The organism is Anoxybacillus sp. MB8 (assembly GCF_011006755.1).
In the GTDB taxonomy this organism is placed as follows: Bacteria; Bacillota; Bacilli; order Bacillales; family Anoxybacillaceae; genus Anoxybacillus; species Anoxybacillus gonensis.
This window is the reverse complement of sequence record NZ_RXXX01000009.1, coordinates 16,895-39,838: the sequence shown is the minus strand read 5'-3', so window position 1 is coordinate 39,838 and position 22,944 is coordinate 16,895. Positions and strand designations below refer to the sequence as shown.

The following is a 22,944-nucleotide window of genomic DNA, read 5'->3' as shown; positions in this document are numbered from 1 at the left end:
TGTCTATGCTTTTTTATTTTATAATAGTGACATGGTACACTATATGTAAATACGCCTTTTTGGGGGAGTGAACATAAATGGAGAAAAAAATTTTAGTTGTTGATGATGAAAAGCCGATTGCTGACATTTTGCAATTTAATTTAAGAAAAGAAGGATATGACGTATATTGTGCGTACGACGGTGTGGAGGCGTTACAAAAAGTAGAAGATATTCAACCGGATTTAATTTTATTAGATATTATGCTTCCGCAAAAAGATGGTATGGAAGTATGCCGCGAAATTCGTAAAAAATACGATATGCCGATCATTATGTTGACAGCAAAAGATTCTGAAATTGATAAAGTGCTTGGACTAGAGCTCGGTGCGGACGATTATGTAACGAAGCCATTTAGCACGCGCGAGTTGTTGGCACGCGTGAAAGCTAATTTGCGTCGCCATCAACAAAGCCAAGAACAAGATGTAAAAGAAATGAGCGAAATAAAAATTGGTTCGCTTACCATTCATCCAGACGCTTATATTGTATCTAAACGGGGAGAGGAAATTGAATTAACTCATCGCGAGTTTGAACTTCTTCACTATTTAGCGAAACATATCGGTCAAGTGATGACACGTGAACATTTACTTCAAACGGTATGGGGATACGATTATTTTGGCGATGTGCGTACCGTTGATGTAACCGTTCGACGTTTGCGTGAAAAAATCGAGGACAACCCTTCGCATCCAACGTGGATTGTGACAAGACGAGGGGTAGGATATTATTTACGAAATCCGGAACAGGAGTAACCGCATGAAAAAAGTAAGTATATTCCAATCGATTCACGTGAAATTTGCCTTGATTTATATTTTGCTTATTTTAATCGCAATGCAAATTATCGGGGCTTATTTCGTGCGTCAATTAGAGGCACAACTCGTTGAAAACTTTAAAAACTCGTTAAATGAGCGCGTGATTTTGCTCGCTTACAATATTGAACAAGAAATGAATAAAGAACGCGATAAAAAAAGTCCTACAATCGAAGAAGAGATTCGCGCAATTTTACAAGATTTCGTGTCACAAGATATTTCTGAAGTGCGCGTTATTGATAATAAAAGTAAAGTATTAGGAACATCGAATCCATACAATCAAAATATTGTCGGAAAACGGACGACAGATTTACTAATTAAACGAACGTTAGTTGCAGGCGAAATGACGGAAAAAATGCTTGTTGATCCGAAAACAGGGCACCGCATGTATATTTCCTCGACCCCAATTAAAGTAAAGAACGAAATGAAAGGGGCTATTTATGTTATCGCCTCGATGGAAAATGTTTTTGCACAAATGAGGCAAATTAATAACATTTTAGCGACTGGAACAGGAATCGCTTTAGTCATTACAGCGTTGTTAGGCATTTTACTAGCGCAAACGATTACTCGTCCCATTTCAGATATGCGTAAACAAGCATTAGCGATGGCAAAAGGTAATTTTTCACGAAAAGTAAAAGTATACGGGTATGATGAAATTGGACAGCTTGCGCTCAGTTTTAACAACTTAACGAAAAAATTGCAAGAAGCGCAAGCGACGACCGAAGGAGAGCGTCGTAAGTTAGAATCGGTATTGACGCATATGACAGATGGTGTGATCGCCACAGATAGAAAAGGGAGAATTATTTTAATTAATGATGCGGCGCTAAACATTTTAAATGTTTCACGTGAAACAGTGTTGTCTGCCCCTATTGTGAGCGTATTAGGATTAGACGAACAATACACATTTGAAACGCTGCTGGAAGAGCGTGAAACGTTAATTTTAGATTTTAGTACAGAAGAAGAAATGTACATTTTACGCGCTTCTTTATCTGTTATTCAAAAAGAAAAAGGGTTTGTAAACGGGTTAATCGTTGTGTTGCACGATATTACAGAACATGAAAAAATTGATCGCGATCGTCGCGAGTTTGTCGCTAATGTTTCGCACGAGCTACGGACGCCGTTAACGACCATGCGCAGTTATTTAGAAGCGCTTGCGGACGGAGCATGGCGCGATGAGGAAATTGCTCCGCGATTTATTGAAGTGACACAAAATGAAACAGAGCGAATGATTCGTCTCGTCAACGATTTGTTGCAGCTTTCTAAGCTTGACAGCAAAGACTACAAATTGAAAAAGACGCGCGTTCATTTTATTCCATATTTTCATAAAGTGATCGATCGATTTGAACTAACGAAAAAAGAAAACGTTTCGTTCGTTCGAGACTTTCCTGATGAAAAAATCTTTGTTCATATGGATGAAGATAAAATTACACAAGTGCTTGATAACATTATTTCTAACGCCTTAAAATACTCTCCGCAAGGAGGAAAAATTACGTTTCGTGTGAAGAAAAAAGAGGATCATATCGAAGTAAGTGTGAAAGATGAAGGAGTCGGTATTCCTAAATCGGATTTATCGAAAATTTTTGAGCGTTTTTACCGTGTCGACAAGGCGCGCTCACGGAAGCTCGGTGGAACAGGGCTAGGTCTTGCGATTGCAAAAGAAGTTGTCGTCGCACATGGTGGGCGTATTTGGGCTGAAAGTCAAGAACGGAAAGGGACAACGATTTACTTTACTTTGCCGATTGAACAACAGAAAAAAGGATGAAAACGATGAAATACGAAACGATGAAATCGATTGTATTGACGATTCTTGTATGTACGAGCGTTTTTTTAACGTGGAGCTTATGGACGTATCAGCCGAAATATGACTTCATTGAAAACGCAAAATACATTCAAAACGTCCCTGTCAGCAATGTTGCGGTCGATTATGGTACAGTCGTTCAGCCGCGTTATATTTTTATTCATAAAGATGCACAACATTACGGGATGACGCATCATTCAGACATTTATAAATTTATGAAGGAAATGAAAAATTGGACGTTCGATCATTTTGAAAATATATCAGACACAGTAAAAAAAGAACAATTTCTTTCGTTTATCCATGGGAAAGGAAAAATAGAAATTATTTATCCAGACGACATACCGATTGAAATGTATCATACGATTTTTCAAATAGATGATACAGATGTTGAAAAAGTTCGCTTTGATCGCATCATTATTCCAATGAATGAAAACGAAGAAGAAATTCACGTATATTTCGTATCTGTCAATGAAAAGCGTATATATAAAGCGGTCGCTCAAGATGTGTCGATAGAGAATTTGAAACAAACATATTATGCGCGCGCAGAGCGTTATACACCATTTTTATCGTACGACATCAGTGAAACAAAATCGCTATTTTTACCAGCTCGTCCACTCGTATTAAACCGATTGCAATACTATATGGACGAATTAAGCGCAGATCGTTTTAAAGATGCGCTATTTACAGATCCGAGTTTTGTGAAAAAAGATGTGCTCAACTTCGGAGAAGAATATACAGATGGTTCGCGGTTAATGGATGTCGATTTATCTAAAAAGTTACTATTGTATGTCAATCCAGCGGCTCGTGGCGAAACACAAACGTTTGATCCAACGATCTTGCAAAAAAGCATCGACTTTGTCAACGATCACGGCGGTTGGACGGATACGTATTATTTTGATCGCTTAGACGAAAACGGTAGAAAAGTAACTTTTCGTTTGTTTGCCAATGGTTATCCTGTATTTAATCGTTACGGTATGGCAGAAATTATACAAATATGGGGAGAAAATGAGATTATCAATTACCAACGCCCACTATTTACATTAGCTATTCCCGATCGGGTGAGCTTGCCAATTACACTTTCGTCTGGATATGAAGTCATTGATCAGTTGAAACAACAAAAAAATATTCAACATGAGTTAATTGATGATATTGCCATCGGTTATGAGCTCATTCGTGATTCGGAGCGGGAAAATATCGTCATGTTAGAACCAGCTTGGTACTGTTTATATAACGGAACATGGCGGAAAATTGTGATGACGACAGATGAACGAAGAGGGGATATCATTGGATTGGAGTAAAACGAAAACGATTTTTATTATTACATTTCTCATTCTCGATATATTTTTAGGGTACCAATTTATTCAGAAAAAAAATAGTAGCCAGCTTGATGTCATTTTAGAAGCGACAATTGAAGAACAACTTGAAGCAGATGGTATTACATATGTCGATTTGCCAAAAGAGATCACGAAAGCGACATATGTCAGTGGGAAAAGTAAAACGTTTACGGAAGAAGAAGTTAAAAATTTGCCAAACCAACAAGTAGAAGCAGCAAATGAAACGGTTTTGCAAGCTCATTTTATTAAACCTGTTCCATTGCAAGACCCGAAAGACGGTTATCGTTTAACAGAGTTTTTAAGGCAAAATATCATTGCGGGTGATCAATATACGTTTTGGAAGTATGACGAAGATTTACAAGCGCTCATTTATTTTCAACAATATGAAGGAAAAACGATTTATAAAAACGTGAGCAGTATGTTGCTTATTTATGTGAACGATCAAAATGAAATGGTCGGTTACGAACAAACGTTGCTTGTTGATTTAGAAAAGAACGAGAAAAAACAAGAAATTTTGCCAGCGATTAAAGCATTAGAGACGTTGTATAAACGAAATCACTTAAAGCCTGGTGATCGCGTAACGAAAATCGATTTAGGTTATTATGCACTTGTCCAGTTTACGACTTCGCAAGTGTTAACACCGACATGGCATGTTGTTGTGAATGGAAAAACAGATTATTATGTCAATGCATTTGAAGGACAAGTGATTAGCGATGAAAATAAAGTGTTGGAGTGAATGAGATGAGGTTTAGCGTTTTGGCAAGTGGCAGTACAGGTAACGCCTTTTACGTAGAAACGGAACGTGAACGGTTACTTGTTGATGCAGGATTAAGCGGTAAACAATTAGAGCAACTATTTGCTCATATTGATCGCCGTCTTCAAGATGTAACAGGTGTTTTAGTGACGCATGAACATAGCGATCATATTAAAGGTTTAGGCGTCATTGCTCGGAAGTACCGCCTTCCGATTTATGCGAATGAAAAAACGTGGAAAGCGATGGATGGACTCATTGGTGACATTCCATCTGAACAAAAATTTATTTTCCCAACGGGTGCTGTTCGCACGTTTGGAGATATGGATGTTGAGTCATTTGGCGTGTCGCACGATGCCGCCGAGCCTATGTTTTATGTGTTTCATTACGAGGGAAAAAAGTTAGCGCTTATTACAGATACAGGGTATGTTAGCGAGCGCATGAAAGGTGTCATTTGTCATGCGGATGTATTTGTATTTGAAAGCAACCATGATGTAGAAATGTTACGTATGGGAAAATACCCATGGAACATTAAGCGACGTATTTTAAGTGATGTCGGACACGTATCTAACGAAGATGCAGGTCTCGCCTTAGCGGACGTGATCGGTGATAAAACAAGGCGCATTTATTTAGCTCATTTAAGCCAAGATAACAATATGAAAGAATTAGCGCGAATGACAGTTGCTCAGACGCTTGAGAAAAAAGGGATGATCGTCGGAGAATCTTTTCAACTATATGATACGGATCCGGTTCGTCCGACAGCGCTCGTTTCCGTATAAATTTCACCGTTTTTTCACCAACATGACGTATGTATATTGTTAGATGATGAGCGAAAAAACAGGTTATAATGGAAAATGGGTCAATATTTGAGATAGAAAGGACGGGTGAAAAATGGGCTATTATGATGATCATTATGAACATGTTCGTCAAAAACAAAAAGGGAACCGCGGAGGCACGTTTTTGGCGGGATTAGTCGGGGCGATTTTAGGGGGAATGCTTGTCATCGTCGCTATTCCTTCGCTAGTAAAATGGGACGTGTTACCTTATTCACTTGAACAAACGGAAGAAAAACAGACGACGGTAACAGAGCAGCCAAAAGTAGATAAAAGTGTAGCAGTAGATGTCGTCACTCAAGTAACGAAAGCTGTAAACAAAGTATCTAATGCGGTTGTCGGCATTGTAAATATTCAAGAAGCAAGTTTTTGGTCAGAAGGCGGGGAAGCTGGAACAGGTTCCGGTGTTATTTATAAAAAAGAAGGGAATAAGGCATATATCGTCACTAACCATCACGTCGTTGAAGGTGCGAGCCGTGTCGAAGTGAGCTTAAGCGACGGAACAAAAGTGCCAGCTCGTCTTCTTGGAAGTGATGTATGGACCGATTTAGCAGTATTAGAAATCGATGCGAAACATGTCACAAACGTAGCTGAATTCGGTAACTCAGATGTCGTGAAGGTCGGGGAACCAGTGATTGCAGTTGGGAACCCACTCGGCTTGCAATTTGCAGGTTCTGTGACGCAAGGAATTATTTCTGGGGTAAACCGTACGATTCCAATTGATATTGATCAAGATGGCATCCCAGATTGGCATGCAGAAGTATTACAAACAGACGCTGCGATTAACCCAGGAAACAGCGGAGGAGCACTCGTAAATATCGAAGGTCAAGTCATTGGAATTAACTCGATGAAAATTGCGCAAGAAGCCGTGGAAGGAATCGGATTATCCATTCCGATTAACTATGCAAAACCGATCATTGCGGATTTAGAGAAGTTTGGACAAGTTCGTCGACCATATATGGGCGTAGAGTTACGTTCATTAAGCGATATTCCAGCATATCATTGGCAACAGACGCTTCATTTGCCGGCAAACGTGAAAGAAGGGGTTGCTATTTTACAAGTCGTACCGGGATCACCAGCTGCCCAAGCGGGTTTACGTGAATTTGATGTCATTGTCGCGTTAGATGACGAAAACATTCCGGATGTCATCGCCTTAAGAAAGCATTTATATAATCGGAAACAAATTGGCGATACGATGAAAGTAACGTTTTATCGCGATGGCAAAAAACAAACAGTGACATTAAAATTGGCCAAACAATCATTATAGTGAAACGGCAGGGCATTCCCTGTCGTTTCATTCATAAACGAGGAGTGGTATGTTTTGTGGAAATGTTGTGAACAACATGTCGAACTTGCGATTGATATGTATGTGGATGAAAAACAACAAGCGCCTGAGATATCAACAGTTTCTGTGGATAAAAAAGAAGAAATGTGCGATTTTTGTGAACAGCGTGCGGTATATATAGTAGGGAACTAACGTTTCTACACAATATGTGGATTTATATTGTGGATATGTGGATAAAACCTGTGGATATTATGTTTGTAAAGTGGGGATCACTTGTGAATATATATATTATTGCTGTGGGTAAGTTGAAAGAAAAATATTTAAAACAAGGAATCGAAGAATATATGAAACGACTGTCATCCTATGCAAAAATCGACATCATTGAAGTAGCGGATGAAAAAGCGCCAGAGCAGTTAAGTAAACAACAAACGGAGCTCGTAAAAAAGAAAGAAGGCGAACGCATTTTAGGTAAAGTAACAGACGATATGCACGTCATTGCTTTAGCCATTGAAGGAAAAATGATGTCTTCTGAACAATTTGCTCAAACGCTCGATCGATTAGCGACATACGGAAAAAGTAAAGTCGCCTTTGTCATCGGAGGGTCTCTCGGCTTAAGCGATGACGTCATGAAACGAGCAAACGAATCGCTTTCATTTTCAAAAATGACGTTTCCGCATCAACTCATGCGCCTCATTTTAACTGAGCAAATTTACCGCGCTTTTCGCATTAACCGAGGGGAACCGTATCATAAATAAAATAAGCGGCGAAATGAAGCCGCTTATTTTACCCCTTTCATAAAGCTTTCAATTTTTGGTGAGATGATGAAAAGAATGATACTAAAGACGATGGCGATTCCGCCGATTGTTCCGAAATAAGCCATTTCGGTTTCAGGCGTATAAAACTTCACAATTTGCGCGTTAATGGCTTGGGCAGCTGCGCTTGATAAAAACCATAAGCTCATCGTTTGTGCTGAAAACGCCGCAGGAGCAAGCTTTGTTGTTGCCGATAAACCGACTGGCGATAAACATAGTTCCCCAAACACAACGATTAAGTAGCTTAGCACGAGCCAAAGAGGGCTCACTAATGAGTCGTTTCCGCCGAGATAAGCTGGTAATAAAATGACGACAAACGATAAACCAGCAAACAGTAGCGCTAAAGAAAATTTCTTTGGAATGGACGGCTGTTTATCCCCTAACTTCACCCATAGCCAAGCAAAAATCGGTGCAAATGTAATGACAAATAACGGGTTCAACGATTGGAACCAAGCTGGCGAAAGATCAATACCAGCAAAATGCAACTGTGTTCGTTTATCCGCATATGTTGCTAAAATGGTCGAACCTTGTTCTTGGATAGACCAAAACATGGCTGATGCAATGAATAATGGAATATAGGCGATGATGCGCGAGCGCTCAACATCTGTCGTTTTTGGACTACGATACATCACTACGAAATAAATAGTTGGAATGACAATACCGAAAATGCCGACGAGTGATACAAACAGATCAATTGTTAATACGTTTGTCCATGAGCCAATGAGAACGAGCAAGGCGATGACCGCTGCGCCAATTGCCCCCCATGTAAACACTTTTTTCTTTTCATCTGCGGATAATGGATTTGGGACATGCGTTCCGGCAAGACCAAGATTTCTTTTTTTCGTTCCGATAAATACGAGAAGTCCAAAAAACATACCGATCGCCGCAATCCCAAAACCGAGATGGAAGTTATATTTCATCCCAACTGTTCCAACAACGAGCGGAGCTAAAAATGCACCAAGGTTAATCCCCATATAAAAAATGCTAAATCCTGCATCGCGACGGTGATCCCCTTCAGCATATAAATCGCCAACGACGCTCGAAACGTTTGGCTTAAGCAATCCTGTCCCAAGAACGATGAGAACCATTGAAACGAAAAACATTGTGACACTTCCTGGAATCGCTAAAGCCATATGACCGAGCATAATTAAAATTCCGCCGTAAAAAACGGCTTTCGCCGTTCCGAACAATCGGTCAGCAAACCATCCACCAATAATACCAGACATATAAACGAGTGAGCCGTAAATGGACATGATCGCTAAAGCAGTTGTTTCATCTAGCCCTAGCCCACCTTTTGATACTTCGTAATACATGTAAAATACGAGAATGGCACGCATGCCATAGTAAGAGAAACGTTCCCAAAACTCAGTAAAAAATAACGTAAACAGTCCTTTCGGATGGCCGAAAAAACCACGTTGAGGGACGCTGTCCACAATTTGTTGTTTACTTTGTGACATAATAAAACACCTTCCATTTTCGAAAATAATAATTTTTATTTTCAGTATTTTCTGTATGAAACCGATCCATATTAATAAAAAGGTTTCACAAATCATAATTTTAAACGAATAGACAGATTAAGTAAATAAAAAATTTTCTAAAATAATATAATAGGATAGCTTTTCGCCATCCTCTTATTTGCGATGCATTTTAAACTGTAAAAACAATTCATTGTAATATGCAAGCATGCTTTTTCCGAGATTTTCATACACTTCAAGTTTATTAGCCAGTTGTTCGCTCGGGTAAAAACGTTCATCTTCAACAATTTCCTTCGGCAAATATTCGAGCGCCTTTTTATTTGGCGTTGAGTAGCCGACGTATTCGGCGTTTTGGGCTGCATTTTTCGGATCAAGCATAAAATTAATGAATTGATGGGCACCTTCAATGTTTTTTGCCGTCTTTGGGATAACCATATTATCAAACCATAAGTTTGTTCCTTCTTTTGGGATGACATAATCGAGCCGTTCATTTTCCCACATTATTTCTGCCGCATCCCCTGACCAGACGATGCCAATTGCTGCTTCTTCGTTCGCAAGAAGCATTTTAATTTCGTCACCGACGATCGCTTTGACGTTTGGTGTGAGGGCATCTAGTTTTTGCTTTGCTTGTTGTAAATGTGTTTTGTTCGTATCGTTGAGCGAGTAATGTAAACTATTTAATGCCATTCCTATAATTTCGCGCGCGCCATCGACAAGCAAAATTTCATTTTTAAACGACGGATCCCATAAATCGTTCCAACTCGTGATTTCCTTTCCGCCAAGTAGGGCACGGTTATAGACGATGCCGACCGTTCCCCAAAAGTAAGGAATGGAATATTGATTCCCTGGATCAAACGATAAGTTAAGGAAGCGTTCATCAATATAGCGTAAGTTTGGGATTTTTGCATGATCGATCGGAAGTAACAACCCTTCTTCTTTCATTTTGCTGATGGCGTATTCTGAAGGGACAGCGACGTCAAATGTCGTGCCACCTTGAGCAATTTTCGTCATCATCGCTTCGTTTGAATCAAACGTTTGGTAAATCACTTTCAAGCCTGTTTCTTTTTCAAATTTTTTAATGAGTGCGGGGTCAATGTAGTCGCCCCAGTTATAAATCGTGACAGTATTGTCTCCTCCATACCCTTCAGATGATTCGATCGTTTTTGTAACATAAAGCAAACTAAAAGCAACGAGCCAAACAAGCAAAAAAAGCGACAATATTTTTTTCATTTTTGTCCCCCCTTCACGCTAGCTCGTTTTGTCATAACGTAATACACGACGACGAGAGAGAGCGTAAATAAGAAAAGAAGGGTAGATAAAGCGTTCACGGATAACGAAATCCCTTGTCGTGCCCGCGAATAAATTTCAACAGACAACGTCGAAAAGCCGTTGCCCGTCACGAAAAACGTAACTGCAAAATCATCAAGTGAGTATGTCAGCGCCATGAAAAACCCAGCGAAAATGCCGGGGGTAATGTATGGGAGGACGACTTTCGTCAATACGTCCCATTCGTTTGCCCCTAAGTCGCGTGCCGCGTCAATGAATGTTGGGCTCATTTCTTGTAGCTTTGGCAGCACCATTAACACGACAATTGGAATGCTGAAAGCGATATGAGACAGAAGAACGGACGTAAAGCCGAGCTGAATGCCGGCGATTGTAAATAAAATGAGAAACGATGCCCCGATAATGACGTCAGGGCTGACAATTAAAATATTATTTAACGTAAGCAACGTTTGTTTCCAGCGATGTTTCGCATAATAAATGGTGATCGCCCCGAAAACGCCAATGATTGTCGCAAGCGATGACGATAATAATGCAATGATCATCGTATGCAATACAATGATGAGCAAGCGCGTATCATCAAACACTTCTTTATACCAATCGAGCGTAAACGATTCGAAATGATGCATCGTTCCGCCACTATTAAACGAATAGTAGATTAAATAAAAAATAGGCATGTATAGTATAAAAAACACAAGCGCTAAATAGAGGCGAGAAAACTTCATTGTCTCACCCCCCATTTTTTATTCCCTGTCAACGCCATGATACTAGCCATGGCAATCATTAAAAAGACAGCGATTGTCGCACCCATTCCCCAGTTTTGCGTCACGAGAAAATGTTGCTCAACAGCGGTGCCAAGCGTAATGACGCGGTTTCCAGCGATCAACCTCGTCAACATAAAGAGCGAAAGCGACGGAATGAACACCGCCTGACAGCCTGCTTTTACGCCATCAAGCGTAAGTGGAAAAATAACGCGACGAAATGTCGTCCATTCGCTCGCTCCTAAATCGCGTGCCGCATCCATGAGAGAAGGATTCAATTTTTCAAGCGCATTAAAAATCGGCAAAATCATAAACGGAATAAAAATATAAACAGATACGAAAACAAAACTAAAATCCGTAAACAATAACTGCTTCGTTCCGATTCCGATGGCTTCAAATAGCGCATTGATTGCGCCATACGTGCCGAACAATCCGAGGAAAGCATACGCTTTCAACAATAAATTGACCCATGTCGGCAAAATAATAAGCAACAACCATAGCTGCTTATGCTTCGTTTTCGTCAACAAATAGGCGGTTGGATAAGCGATAAGAAGCGAAATGGCTGTAATTAAAAATGCATACCAAAACGAATTAAACGTCATTCGTAAATAAACAGGTGTGAAAAAAGTTTCATAGTTAACGAGCGAGAAATGGCCTTCCATATCGAAAAACGAATAATAAACGATAAGAATGATCGGTGCAATGACGAACAATCCGATCCATAGCCAATATGGGATAGCATAAGCGTAACGGCGCATGTTACTCCCCTCCGCTCTGCTTCATGACATGGATCGCTTCCGGTTCAAAATGAAGGCCAATTTCTTCTCCGATTTCCGCCTTTTTTGTTGAGTGAACGAGCCACTCGTTCCCATATGCATCATAACAACAAAGCTCGTAATGAACACCACGGAATAAAACAGAATCGACGCGCACGCGCAATTTGCCTCGTTCAACAGTTGTTAATTCTAAATCTTCAGGACGAATGACAATATCTACCCGTTCATTTTTTGCAAAACCGTGATCGACGCACGTAAATTGTTGATTTGCAAATTCCACAACAAAATCGTCAATCATCGTGCCAGCAATGATGTTTGACTCCCCGATAAAATCAGCGACGAAGCGGTTGACAGGCTCATCATAAATATCTTTTGGTGTACCGCGTTGCTCAATTTTTCCTTTATTCAATACAAAAATTTCATCTGACATCGCAAGTGCTTCTTCTTGATCGTGAGTGACGAAAATAAATGTAATGCCAAGTCTTCGTTGCAGTTCGCGCAACTCATATTGCATTTCTGTTCTCAATTTTAAATCAAGTGCAGAAAGCGGTTCATCTAACAACAAAACTTCCGGCTCGTTGACGATCGCGCGGGCGATGGCGACACGTTGTCGTTGTCCACCTGACATTTCATGAATCGCGCGTTGTTCGTACCCTTCTAAGTTGACGAAACGAAGCGCTTCCTTTACTTTTCGTTCGATATTTGCCATGGGCATTTTTTTAATGCGCAAGCCAAACGCGACGTTTTCAAACACGTTTAAGTGAGGAAAAAGAGCGTAATCTTGGAACACCGTATTCACTTGCCGTTTATTTGCTGGAACGTTGTTTATTCGTTTTCCATGGAAATAAATATCGCCTTTCGTCGGTTCGATAAAACCAGCGATTAAGCGAAGAATGGTTGTTTTTCCGCAACCGGACGGACCGAGAAGCGTATAAAATTTGCCTCGCTCGATTTCAAAACTAACATCATCGAGCACAGGAAGATCATCATCGTATTGTTTTGTCACATGGTCAAAGCGAATAATGACGCGATCGTCCATATTGTTTTTCCCACCTCATTTAGCTATTTTTAAATTCATTATGAACGATCGGTTTATATTGGGCAACTTTTTATTGAAGGACACCATAGCTAATGATTTCAACGGTTGGATGAATATCGATCTTTGCTTTCGCAAAAGCTTTCGGCCAGCTTTTTTGTTTTTGAAACGGTTTGTATTCGTAAGCGCGGGCATACAAACCAAATCCGACTGGATCGACTTCGTACTTTTGCATTTTTTTGACGATGCTCTCCAGCTGTTTTTGTATTTCCTTTGCAAGCCATTTCTCGACTTTTTTCTTTTCTTTTTTCATATCGATGTATGTCGTTGACTCCGTGACGATTACGCCGAGCTTCATACGAACGTCAAAATGGAACACCCCATTTCGAAATGACGGTTTATATGAAAAATCACCATGTTCAATCGAAATGCTTACGTATTCTTTTTGTTTAGTCAATTCTTTCGTTTGAAACGTAAGCGATGTAGCAGGTTTAACATTTTTTTTCAATATCGCAAAATACGGGCTCTCTTTTTGGGAAAGGCTACCGACATATTTTCGTTGTCGATTAAATAAAGCAATGCCACCTGCTACTAAATCCCCTTTATGCACTTTTAAAATGGGGGCAAATGGAGTTTGGGCACGATCGAGCGATGAACGCCGAAAATCAAGCATATTAATTTTTGTTGTTTGTTTACTTACATGGGCCGTTAATATGACATCGCGAATAGCGACAGATAAACGCGGTTTATCTTCAAGACGAACGTACATTAAATCTTTTAACGGACCATCAAAAACGATAAAATTCGCTGTTGTTGAATTTTTCGGATCGCGATAAAACACATCCAAGTAGGAAAACATGTCGTGTTTTTTCGTGAACGTTTTACTGACGATAATGTTTTGCGCTTTTCCACCAACAATTTTTCCAGACGCAAACGCGTTTGCTTTTGACCGTCCGTCGCGCGGCGTCATTCCAATTGTACGAATGACTTCGTAAATGTTTTTAGACTCTTTATTAAACACAGGGCTAATCGAGTAAACGAGTAACTTTCCATCTTTCCCCTCATCTAAACCGACCGTCAATGCGAGTGTTAATTCGTCAAGTTGAGTTTTCATTCCACATCCACTAGCTATAAAAAAGCAAAGTATGGCATATATACACTTTTTCATTTGTTTTTCCCTCCTTGAAACCATCGTGCAATGGAGGTGTAAATAAATAAACCGATAGGGAAAAAGTACGCTCCCCATAAACCGTATCTTTCCCACCACGAACCCATCGTTTGAATATGAGAAAACGATGGATTGTATAAAAACGACGTGAAAATAAATATACAAACAGCAACGAGTAATACGATCGTATGATCCTTTTTTCCAATGAGTTGACTAATGCCAAAAACAGTTGTGAAAATATAGGGGATGCCTGTCGTTGACATCACGAACAAATAAAACGATAAAAAAATCACTTCAAACCGTTCGATAAACGAAAATTCGATCGTTTTAAGCAGCGACAACGTCGGCCAAATAAGCGAAGGTGTTTCGTCTGGGCTAAAAAAAATAAAACATGTGATCGTAATGAGCAAAAATGTAAAAGCCGAGATGCTGTTGGCGATGACCATCGCTTTTACCGCATGCTTTTTTTCTTTTAAAAATGGGTAAAACACGAACGCTAATTCAAATCCTAAAAAAGATAAAACTGTCGTTTTCACCGCTTGAATAATTGGAGCCCATCCTTCCTTGAGCATAGGGAGCATATGCAAAATTGTCCCTTTTTGTAACGGCACAGCAATAAGAATAGGCATCCAAAGCGTTAAATAAAAGACAACTTCAGCATAACGCCCAAGTACACGCACACCATTTCGTGTAATTAAAAAGCCAGGGAGCATAAATAACATCATAATGAGATAGTTTGGTGTGTTTGGTAAAACCCATACTTGTGTAATATGAATAGAGGTAAAAACGACGGTGATTGACGCTAATAAAGCGTAAGCGACAAAAGCAAGATGAAGAAACGTCCCAAATATACGGCCGAAGTAGCGACGAGAAAGATCAAAAATCGTGTCTTGTTCATGCTTTTTCATCGTTTTTATAATGATCGTACTTGCGATGATCGAAATGATCCAGCCGATGACAATGGCGATCCATCCATCTGTATTGGCGATATCGGCAAGTTGGGCTGGAAGCGATAAAATGCCAATGCCGATTTGTGTGCCTGAAATGAGAAAAATATATTGCATCGTTGTTATTTCGTTAAATTGATATCGTTTCATACCCACCACTTATTTACGAAATTTTTTTTGTCTCGTCAGTTGCGTTGGACGGGCGGATAATGGGCGCGTGCGCATCATCCAAAGCGGGAAGCGCAAAAGTGTATCTTTCCAATCGCGCAACCGCGCAGGAGCAAACGGACTTCCTGCAGGTGTGCCGAGCGACTCTAATGAAATCAAATGGCCGATAATAAGCATGAACCCGATAACCATACCGACTAAACCAAATAAAGAAGCGGCAATCATCATTGGAAAACGCAATAAACGAATCGACTCGGACATATCTGGGTTCGGAATAATAAACGATGCAATGGCTGTCAACGAGACGATGACGACCATAATGTTGCTGACGATGCCGGCTTCAACGGCTGCTTGTCCAATGACGACACCGCCAACGATGCCGACCGTTTGTCCGATCGGTGCAGGTAAACGCAACCCCGCTTCACGTAACATTTCAATCGCAAGTTCCATTAAAACGGCTTCTAAAAGCGGTGGAAGCGGGACGCGTTCGCGCGATTCGCCAACGGTTAACAATAAATTGAGCGGAATAATTTCGTAATGAAACGAAAGTGCTGCGATGTAAGCAGACGGTAAAAAGATCGCCATAAAAAAGGCAAGCAAGCGCAACAGTCGCAAAAACGAGGCGATCATCCAACGTGTACTGTAATCATCAACGGTTTGGAAAAACGTAATAAACGTCATCGGACCAATCATGACGCTAGGCGAGCGGTCAACAACGATAACGATGCGCCCTTGTAATAAGTTGCTGACCGCAGCATCTGGTCGTTCCGTCAACAAAAATTGCGGAAACGGTGAAAACGGATTATCTTCAATATGTTGCATTAACTCCCCGGTATTGACGATCGTATCGACATCAATTTGTTCAATCCGATCTTTCAACTCTTGCAGCACTTCTGGATGAGCGATGTCTTCTAAGTACAATAATACGACAGGGGTATGTCCGCGTCTGCCGACGGTCGTTTCTTCAATTTTTAATTGTTGGTGTGGCAAATAGCGGCGAATTAACGCGATATTTTTTTCACACGTTTCAATAAAACCTTGGTGCGACCCTTTAAGCGATGATTCAATTTGCGGCTCTGCGATCGCGCGTTGCGGCCATCCTTGCGTATCCAACAACAATACATGGTCGTCGCCGTCTAAGAATAGTGCGGTTTCCCCTTGAAACACCCGTTGAAAGACATGTTCCCATTTTGTCGTATATGATTTTGAGCCGATTGGCAATTGAATATCAGCAATCGTGTGAATTTGTTTCGTTTCAAATAAAAGCGGATTAATAATGTTATTGTTAATCGAGTTTTTATCAACGAGCGTGTTGAGATAAATAAGCAACGCTCGTCTTTTTGGTTCCCCAATAAATAGATGACAATATATGAGATCAGGCGTTTTTGAAAAATAATCACGCAACGTTTGTTCGTTCATATCGAGCGAGTGCGTGACGGTTTGTTGTATTCCGTTCATCATTCATCCCCTTTAAGCTGTTGAAGTGGTTCGATAGCTGGTCCTTCTAGCACTTTTCCAGTAAAACAGAAGCGTGAACCGTGACATGGGCAGTCCCATGACCGTTCACTATTGTTCCATTCCAGTTCGCAACCCATATGCGTACACGTTGTATCGACGACATACAGCGTGCCTTGTTCGTCGCGGTAGGCACCTGCCCGTTTTCCGTCTACATTGACAACGGCTCCTTCCCCTTTCGATATGTCGCGCGGGGTACGAAGGGCATATTCCAGTTTTCCAGTTAAAAAATGTTTAGCGACATCAATGCCCTCAGTGAACAAATTGTTTAGTGACGGGTCAGCGATAAATCGTGACGGAGTAAATAAATGCGCGTAACGATGTTCTTTTTGTAACGCTAAATGTGTCAAAAGACGAGCTGCAACCATACTTGTCGTCATCCCCCATTTTCGATATCCTGTCGCGACAAGAATGTGCGGAAGACTTTTGCGAATCGGACCGATGTATGGAAGATTGTCTAACGTGACGAGATCTTGCGCCGACCAACGATATAGCACATGTGATAGCTCGAACGTATGTTCACAAAACGATTGTAACGCTTCATAGTGGTGAATCATGTTGATCCCTTGTCCGACTTTATGCGACTCGCCGCCAACGAAAAGAAGTGTTTTTCCATCCATTGTTGTACAGCGCAGCGACCGCTTTGGTTCATTTGCGCTTAAATACATGCCTTGCAATCGTTCGTGAGCTTCGACTGCAATGACGTAAGATCGCTCTGCATGCAAGCGTGCAAAGTAAAAAGCAGGGTCAAAAAACGGAAAGTGGGTACAAATGACAACAGTGTCACAAGTGATCGTTGCTCCATTTTTCGTTTGTACAATCGGCTGCGTCGTTGTCTCAATATGTTGTGCAACAGTTTGTTCGTAAAAAGATGCCCCGTATTTTACAGCAAGCTCGACTAATGTTTTTATATAATGGAGCGGATGAAATTGCGCTTGGTTTCGCATCATGACTGCACCTTGGATAGAGAAAGGAAGCGACAGTTGATCGACATATGCCCCATCGATGCCGAGCGTTTCATACGCTTTCCATTCCGCCTCAAGCTTATGTAATTGCGTTTCTTCGGTTGTATATACGTATGCATCTTCTAGCGATACGTCGCAATGAATATTGTGTTCTTTTACGATATGCAAAATCGATTGCAACGCTTCTTTGTTTGCTTCGTAATATTGCCGAGCGCTATCTTCACCGAAGTGGGCAATCAGTTCATGATAAATGAGATCATGCTGGGCAGTTATTTTTGCGGTCGTATGCCCTGTTGTGCCGTGACATAGCCGGTCTGCTTCGATGACGGCGACACGCACTCCTTGTTTAGCGAGCAAATAAGCCGTTGTAATGCCTGTTATTCCTCCACCAATAATCGCTACATCCGTTTCAATCGGTTGCGTCAAAGATGGAAAAGACGGAAGCGTTGTTGTTTGTAGCCAATACGATTGAGATAACTTTGGTAAAGACATGTTTTTGTTCCTCCATACCCATGTTTTTCTTAATTTTCCCCAAATCGAAAAGTTTATGATGAACATTTGCAAAGATGATAAAATGGAAATAGACGAGTATAGAAACGTTTTTATAACATAACGTAAGAGGGAGATTGAAAGTGAATAAAGATGCAAACATTCGTTTACAAGATAACGTGGTGTTAGAACATTATGGGCTTAATGAGTTGCATTTAGAATCTGTTCGTCATTATCGCGAGCAATTTGCAAAAGCAAAGCCAAACCATCCGTGGAACGGGTTAGAAACGAAAGATTTTTTATATAAAATTGGGGCATGGGGAAAAATACGAGATACAAACAAAGAAGGGCTCACATTAGCAGGGCTCCTTATGTTTAGTGAAGAGCGAATGATTACAGAAGTTTTACCACAATACTTTTTAGAATATCGCGAATATGATGATCATGCGGTGCATTGGACAAACCGCTTTACTTCACAAGACGGAACGTGGTCGGGAAATATTTATGATTTTTATTTTAAAGTGATGAACGAGCTCAAAGATGTATCTACATTTGAAAAAGAAGCGGTGCATGAAGCGCTTATCAACGCGATTGTCCATGCCGATTATAATGGCGATGGAGGCATTATTGTTGAACGGCAGCAATCATATATACAATTTTCTAATCCAGGGCTTTTCGGCATTCCTTTAGAACAAGCATATAGCGGCGGGATTAGCCATTTGCGCAATCCGAATATGTTTAAAATGTTTATTTACATTCAGTTTTGTAAACGTGCTGGAGTCGGTTTAAAAACAATAGAGACGATTTGCTCACAACAACTCGCTGTCGAGCAATATGATTTTCAAAAACGAACGGTCGTTACATTGCCTATTGTGTCCTTCTCAGAAAGACATGAACATATAGAGGAGATCGAGGCAGTAAGTGATTGGACGGACGATGTGCCATTGTCGGACTCCGTAAATAAAGAAGAAAACTCCTATAATATCGAGCAAAACTCCGTTAATAACGAGATTAAGTCCGTAAATAACGAACCAGACTCCTTAAATAGTGAAGTTTACTCCTTAAATAAAGGGCTTAACTTCATAAATAACGAGGACAACTCCATAAATAAAGAAGAAAACTCCGTAAATATCCCATCCGACTCCGTAAATAAAGTGGATGAGGAAGAAGAAATAAATGTCGATCAGGAGTTATGGAACATTGCTGAAATTGCACGTAAGAAAAAAAGGCTTGCACCGACCAAAATGGAAGAAATCATTTTGCAACTATGCGCTCATCGACCGTTAATGTTAAAACAATTAGCGTATTTACTAGATCGGACGCCAGACGGTTTACGAAACAACTATTTAGGAAAGTTATTAGCAGAAGGAAAAATGCGCTTAAAGTATCCAGAACAACCAAATCACCCAAAACAAGCATATATGACGAATAAATAATATTCATGATTTGTTCAATATTTCACAAACTATAATCGACAAAAGAATGTTACAATGATGGTAACAAAAGAAAAGTTGAGGTGACAGAAGATGCTTGTATGCGAATGGAGAAACTTTTCAACAGATGCGGAAACATATACACTAGAGATATTTGAAGAAATGATTGGCGATGAATTTGAAGCGATGATGTTTGAAGATGATCAAGAAATTCCTTCTTATATATGGACAGTAAACTATGTTGTCATTGTGAAACGAAATACGCGCATGTACAACGATATTTCGTTTACGAAAATCCCACGCAATCCAGTGTGTGAGTAACCGTCTTTTTTAACAAAAGACGGTTCTCTTCTAAAAATAATTGCTCAACATTTCACAAAGTTGACACACACGAAAGTGATTCCTTTCGTTATAATGTAAATGTGAAAACAATCACATTTTATTTTTTTTAATTATCTTGTGAAAAGTTTCACAAGAACAATATAGGAGGGTCTTATATGGCTATTGATGAAAAAGTATTAGACCAAAAGAAAGAAGTTACAAAAATGATTGATACGCTTGTGGCTAATGCGCAAAAGGCGTTAAAAGCGTTTCGCGATTACGATCAAGAAACGATCGATCATATCGTCAAACAAATGGCGTTAGCTGGGCTTGATAAACATATGTATTTAGCAAAATTAGCGATTGAAGAAACAAAACGTGGCGTGTATGAAGATAAAATTATTAAAAACATTTTTGCGACAGAATACATTTACCATAACATTAAATACGATAAAACGGTTGGCGTCATCCGCGAAAATGAACAAGAAGGCATCATTGAAATTGCCGAGCCTGTTGGGGTGATCGCTGGGGTTACACCGGTAACAAACCCAACATCAACAACGATGTTTAAGGCGCTTATTTCAATCAAAACGCGCAACCCAATCATTTTTGCGTTCCACCCATCTGCGCAAAAATGTAGCAGTGAAGCAGCACGTATTTTACGCGATGCAGCCATTGCAGCTGGCGCGCCAGAACATTGTATTCAATGGATCGAAACGCCTTCTGTTGAAGCGACTCAACAATTAATGCATCATCCTGGCGTTTCGCTTATTCTTGCGACAGGTGGAGCAGGCATGGTTAAAGCGGCATATAGCTCAGGAAAGCCAGCATTAGGGGTTGGACCTGGTAACGTGCCTTGCTATATTGAGAAAACTGCAAATATAAAACGTGCCGTGAACGATCTCATTCTATCAAAAACGTTTGACAACGGTATGATTTGTGCGTCTGAACAAGCGGTTATTATTGATAAAGAAATTTATGATGCCGTGAAAAATGAGATGATCGCAAACAAATGTTACTTCTTAAATGAAGAAGAAAAGAAAAAAGTTGAAAAGCTTGTCATTAATGAGAATACGTGCGCAGTCAATCCGAATATCGTCGGTAAACCAGCATATGAAATTGCGAAAATGGCAGGCGTTGATGTACCTGTTGATACGAAAATTCTTGTAGCAGAACTAAAAAGCGTTGGTCCGCAAGAGCCGCTTTCTCGTGAAAAATTAAGCCCGGTATTGGCGTGCTATAAGGTGAATAGTACAGAAGAAGGTTTAAAACGAGCAGAAGAAATGCTTGAATTCGGTGGACTTGGCCACTCGGCTGTCATTCATTCAGAAAATCAAGAAGTCATTCTTGAATTCGGTAAGCGAATGAAAGCAGGACGGATCATTTCGAATGCCCCATCTTCACAAGGAGCGATCGGTGATATTTACAACGCATACATTCCGTCATTGACGCTCGGTTGCGGCACATTCGGTGGCAACTCTGTTTCGACAAACGTTGGGGCGACACATTTAATTAACATTAAAAAATTAGCGAGAAGGAATGTAAACATGCAATGGTTTAAAGTTCCGCCAAAAATTTATTTTGAAAAACATGCGACACAATATTTAGCGAAAATGCCAAACATCTCACGTGCCTTTATCGTTACAGACCCAGGCATGGTGAAGCTCGGCTATGTTGATAAAGTGTTGTACTATTTACGCAAACGCCCAGATTATGTGCATTGCGAAATTTTCTCAGAAGTTGAGCCAGATCCATCGATTGAAACCGTCATGAAAGGTGCCGATATGATGCATGCGTTCCAACCAGACGTCATCATTGCTCTTGGCGGTGGTTCGGCGATGGATGCGGCGAAAGCGATGTGGTTGTTCTATGAACATCCGAATACAGACTTCAATGGGTTAAAACAGAAGTTTTTAGATATTCGTAAGCGTGTATTTAAATATCCAAAACTCGGTCAAAAAGCGCAATTTGTCGCGATTCCAACAACGTCTGGTACAGGTTCAGAAGTGACATCGTTTGCGGTCATTACAGATAAGAAAAATAACGTCAAATATCCGCTTGCTGATTATGAGTTAACACCAGATGTCGCCATCGTTGACCCGCAATTTGTTATGACGATGCCAAAACATATTACAGCGGATACAGGTATGGACGTATTAACACATGCCATTGAGGCGTACGTATCGAACATGGCGAACGACTATACAGACGGATTAGCGCTAAAAGCAATTCAGCTCGTTTTTGAATACTTGCCACGCGCATACAAAAACGGCAACGATGAAGTAGCGCGCGAAAAAATGCACAACGCATCAACCATTGCTGGTATGGCATTTGCGAACGCATTCTTAGGCATTAACCATAGTTTAGCGCATAAACTTGGGGCAGAATTCCATATTCCGCACGGACGTGCAAATACGATTTTAATGCCGCATGTCATTCGTTACAACGCGCAAAAACCGAAGAAATTTACAGCGTTTCCGAAGTACGAACATTTCGTAGCTGACGAACGTTATGCTCAAATTGCGCGCTTGCTCGGCTTGCCAGCAAGAACGACAGAAGAAGGAGTAGAAAGCCTCGTTCAAGCGATCATTAAGCTTGCAAAAGAACTTGATATGCCATTAAGCATCGCGGCAACAGGCGTCAGCAAAGAAGCATTCGAAAGCAAAGTTGACCAACTCGCTGAATTAGCTTTCGAAGATCAATGTACAACAGCTAATCCAAAATTGCCATTAGTCAGCGACCTTGCCGACATTTATCGCCAAGCGTATAAGGGAGTGTAAGAACTAAAAAGTTTTTCCATTATGAATAACAGGGGGGAGCGTTCCGTTACTTTTGGAACGCTCCTTTTTCATATCTTGAATTTATAACCTTTCATAAGGAATATTGCGGAAAATACGGATATACATGTTTTCTTTTTTTTTTTATAATTAGCAGTGAACCGATCGGTGACGTACAAA

Annotated in this window: 20 protein-coding genes; 11 read left to right on the top strand and 9 right to left on the bottom strand. The window is 40.4% G+C overall.

The window, feature by feature from the left end:
* Positions 1 to 77 precede the first annotated feature (77 nt).
* The 8 genes from yycF (at position 78) to rlmH (ending at position 7,595) form a co-directional block, all read left to right on the top strand.
* Positions 78 to 782, top strand: coding sequence for a response regulator YycF (gene yycF / locus EKC99_RS05235; RefSeq protein WP_009361070.1), 705 nt, complete (start codon positions 78 to 80; stop codon positions 780 to 782).
* Positions 783 to 786: 4 nt separating this feature from the next.
* Positions 787 to 2,601 (top strand): cell wall metabolism sensor histidine kinase WalK, encoded by a 1,815-nt coding sequence (walK, locus tag EKC99_RS05230; protein ID WP_019416600.1) that lies wholly within the window; start codon positions 787 to 789, stop codon positions 2,599 to 2,601.
* A gap of 5 nt (positions 2,602 to 2,606) precedes the next feature.
* Positions 2,607 to 3,935 (top strand): YycH family regulatory protein, encoded by a 1,329-nt coding sequence (locus EKC99_RS05225; protein ID WP_009361068.1) that lies wholly within the window; start codon positions 2,607 to 2,609, stop codon positions 3,933 to 3,935.
* Positions 3,922 to 4,707: a two-component system regulatory protein YycI gene (locus tag EKC99_RS05220; protein ID WP_026011475.1), complete on the top strand. Its 786-nt coding sequence runs from the start codon at positions 3,922 to 3,924 to the stop codon at positions 4,705 to 4,707. The genes EKC99_RS05225 and EKC99_RS05220 overlap by 14 nt, the downstream gene beginning before the upstream one ends.
* 5 nt (positions 4,708 to 4,712) lie before the next feature.
* Positions 4,713 to 5,501, top strand: a complete 789-nt coding sequence (locus EKC99_RS05215; protein WP_035067229.1) for an MBL fold metallo-hydrolase — start codon at positions 4,713 to 4,715, stop codon at positions 5,499 to 5,501.
* Between the two features lie 112 nt (positions 5,502 to 5,613).
* Positions 5,614 to 6,822, top strand: coding sequence for a S1C family serine protease (locus EKC99_RS05210; RefSeq protein WP_019416603.1), 1,209 nt, complete (start codon positions 5,614 to 5,616; stop codon positions 6,820 to 6,822).
* 54 nt (positions 6,823 to 6,876) lie between these two features.
* Complete coding sequence (locus EKC99_RS05205) at positions 6,877 to 7,032, top strand: CxxH/CxxC protein (RefSeq protein ID WP_009361064.1); 156 nt, start codon at positions 6,877 to 6,879, stop codon at positions 7,030 to 7,032.
* Positions 7,033 to 7,115: 83 nt separating this feature from the next.
* Positions 7,116 to 7,595, top strand: a complete 480-nt coding sequence (gene rlmH, locus EKC99_RS05200; protein ID WP_205597793.1) for a 23S rRNA (pseudouridine(1915)-N(3))-methyltransferase RlmH — start codon at positions 7,116 to 7,118, stop codon at positions 7,593 to 7,595.
* A 23-nt stretch (positions 7,596 to 7,618) separates the two neighbouring features.
* Here the strand turns inward: rlmH and EKC99_RS05195 are convergent, their stop codons facing one another.
* From EKC99_RS05195 to EKC99_RS05155, 9 genes are all read right to left on the bottom strand, one after another.
* Positions 7,619 to 9,109, bottom strand: a complete 1,491-nt coding sequence (locus EKC99_RS05195) for a peptide MFS transporter (protein WP_019416483.1) — start codon at positions 9,107 to 9,109, stop codon at positions 7,619 to 7,621.
* 174 nt (positions 9,110 to 9,283) lie between these two features.
* Positions 9,284 to 10,357 carry an ABC transporter substrate-binding protein gene (locus tag EKC99_RS05190; RefSeq protein ID WP_163150854.1) on the bottom strand — a complete coding sequence of 358 codons (1,074 nt, stop codon included), beginning with the start codon at positions 10,355 to 10,357 and terminating at the stop codon, positions 9,284 to 9,286.
* On the bottom strand, positions 10,354 to 11,133 hold the full coding sequence (locus tag EKC99_RS05185) for an ABC transporter permease (protein WP_240468805.1): 780 nt from the start codon (positions 11,131 to 11,133) through the stop codon (positions 10,354 to 10,356). The genes EKC99_RS05190 and EKC99_RS05185 overlap by 4 nt, the downstream gene beginning before the upstream one ends.
* Complete coding sequence (locus EKC99_RS05180) at positions 11,130 to 11,927, bottom strand: ABC transporter permease (protein WP_009361044.1); 798 nt, start codon at positions 11,925 to 11,927, stop codon at positions 11,130 to 11,132. Before EKC99_RS05180 ends, EKC99_RS05185 begins: the two co-directional genes overlap by 4 nt.
* A 1-nt stretch (position 11,928) precedes the next feature.
* Positions 11,929 to 12,984: an ABC transporter ATP-binding protein gene (locus EKC99_RS05175; RefSeq protein WP_019416480.1), complete on the bottom strand. Its 1,056-nt coding sequence runs from the start codon at positions 12,982 to 12,984 to the stop codon at positions 11,929 to 11,931.
* Between the two features lie 70 nt (positions 12,985 to 13,054).
* Positions 13,055 to 14,095, bottom strand: a complete 1,041-nt coding sequence (locus EKC99_RS05170) for a Ger(x)C family spore germination protein (RefSeq protein ID WP_240468804.1) — start codon at positions 14,093 to 14,095, stop codon at positions 13,055 to 13,057.
* A 50-nt stretch (positions 14,096 to 14,145) separates the two neighbouring features.
* Positions 14,146 to 15,246 (bottom strand): GerAB/ArcD/ProY family transporter, encoded by a 1,101-nt coding sequence (locus tag EKC99_RS05165; protein ID WP_035064311.1) that lies wholly within the window; start codon positions 15,244 to 15,246, stop codon positions 14,146 to 14,148.
* Positions 15,247 to 15,255: 9 nt separating this feature from the next.
* The gene (locus tag EKC99_RS05160) at positions 15,256 to 16,725 is read right to left on the bottom strand and encodes a spore germination protein (RefSeq protein WP_035064313.1); all 1,470 of its coding nucleotides are present in this window, start codon (positions 16,723 to 16,725) and stop codon (positions 15,256 to 15,258) included.
* Entirely contained in the window at positions 16,722 to 18,236 is a 1,515-nt protein-coding gene (locus EKC99_RS05155) for an FAD-dependent oxidoreductase (protein ID WP_035064316.1), read from the bottom strand. Before EKC99_RS05155 ends, EKC99_RS05160 begins: the two co-directional genes overlap by 4 nt.
* A gap of 140 nt (positions 18,237 to 18,376) precedes the next feature.
* Here EKC99_RS05155 and EKC99_RS05150 point away from each other — a divergent pair, with 140 nt between their 5' ends.
* The 3 genes from EKC99_RS05150 (at position 18,377) to adhE (ending at position 22,767) form a co-directional block, all read left to right on the top strand.
* Positions 18,377 to 19,669, top strand: coding sequence for an ATP-binding protein (locus EKC99_RS05150; protein WP_136260330.1), 1,293 nt, complete (start codon positions 18,377 to 18,379; stop codon positions 19,667 to 19,669).
* A 90-nt stretch (positions 19,670 to 19,759) separates the two neighbouring features.
* The gene (locus EKC99_RS05145; RefSeq protein WP_009361037.1) at positions 19,760 to 19,987 is read left to right on the top strand and encodes a hypothetical protein; all 228 of its coding nucleotides are present in this window, start codon (positions 19,760 to 19,762) and stop codon (positions 19,985 to 19,987) included.
* 176 nt (positions 19,988 to 20,163) lie between these two features.
* Positions 20,164 to 22,767 (top strand): bifunctional acetaldehyde-CoA/alcohol dehydrogenase, encoded by a 2,604-nt coding sequence (gene adhE / locus EKC99_RS05140; RefSeq protein ID WP_009361036.1) that lies wholly within the window; start codon positions 20,164 to 20,166, stop codon positions 22,765 to 22,767.
* The last annotated feature ends 177 nt before the right edge of the window (positions 22,768 to 22,944 follow it).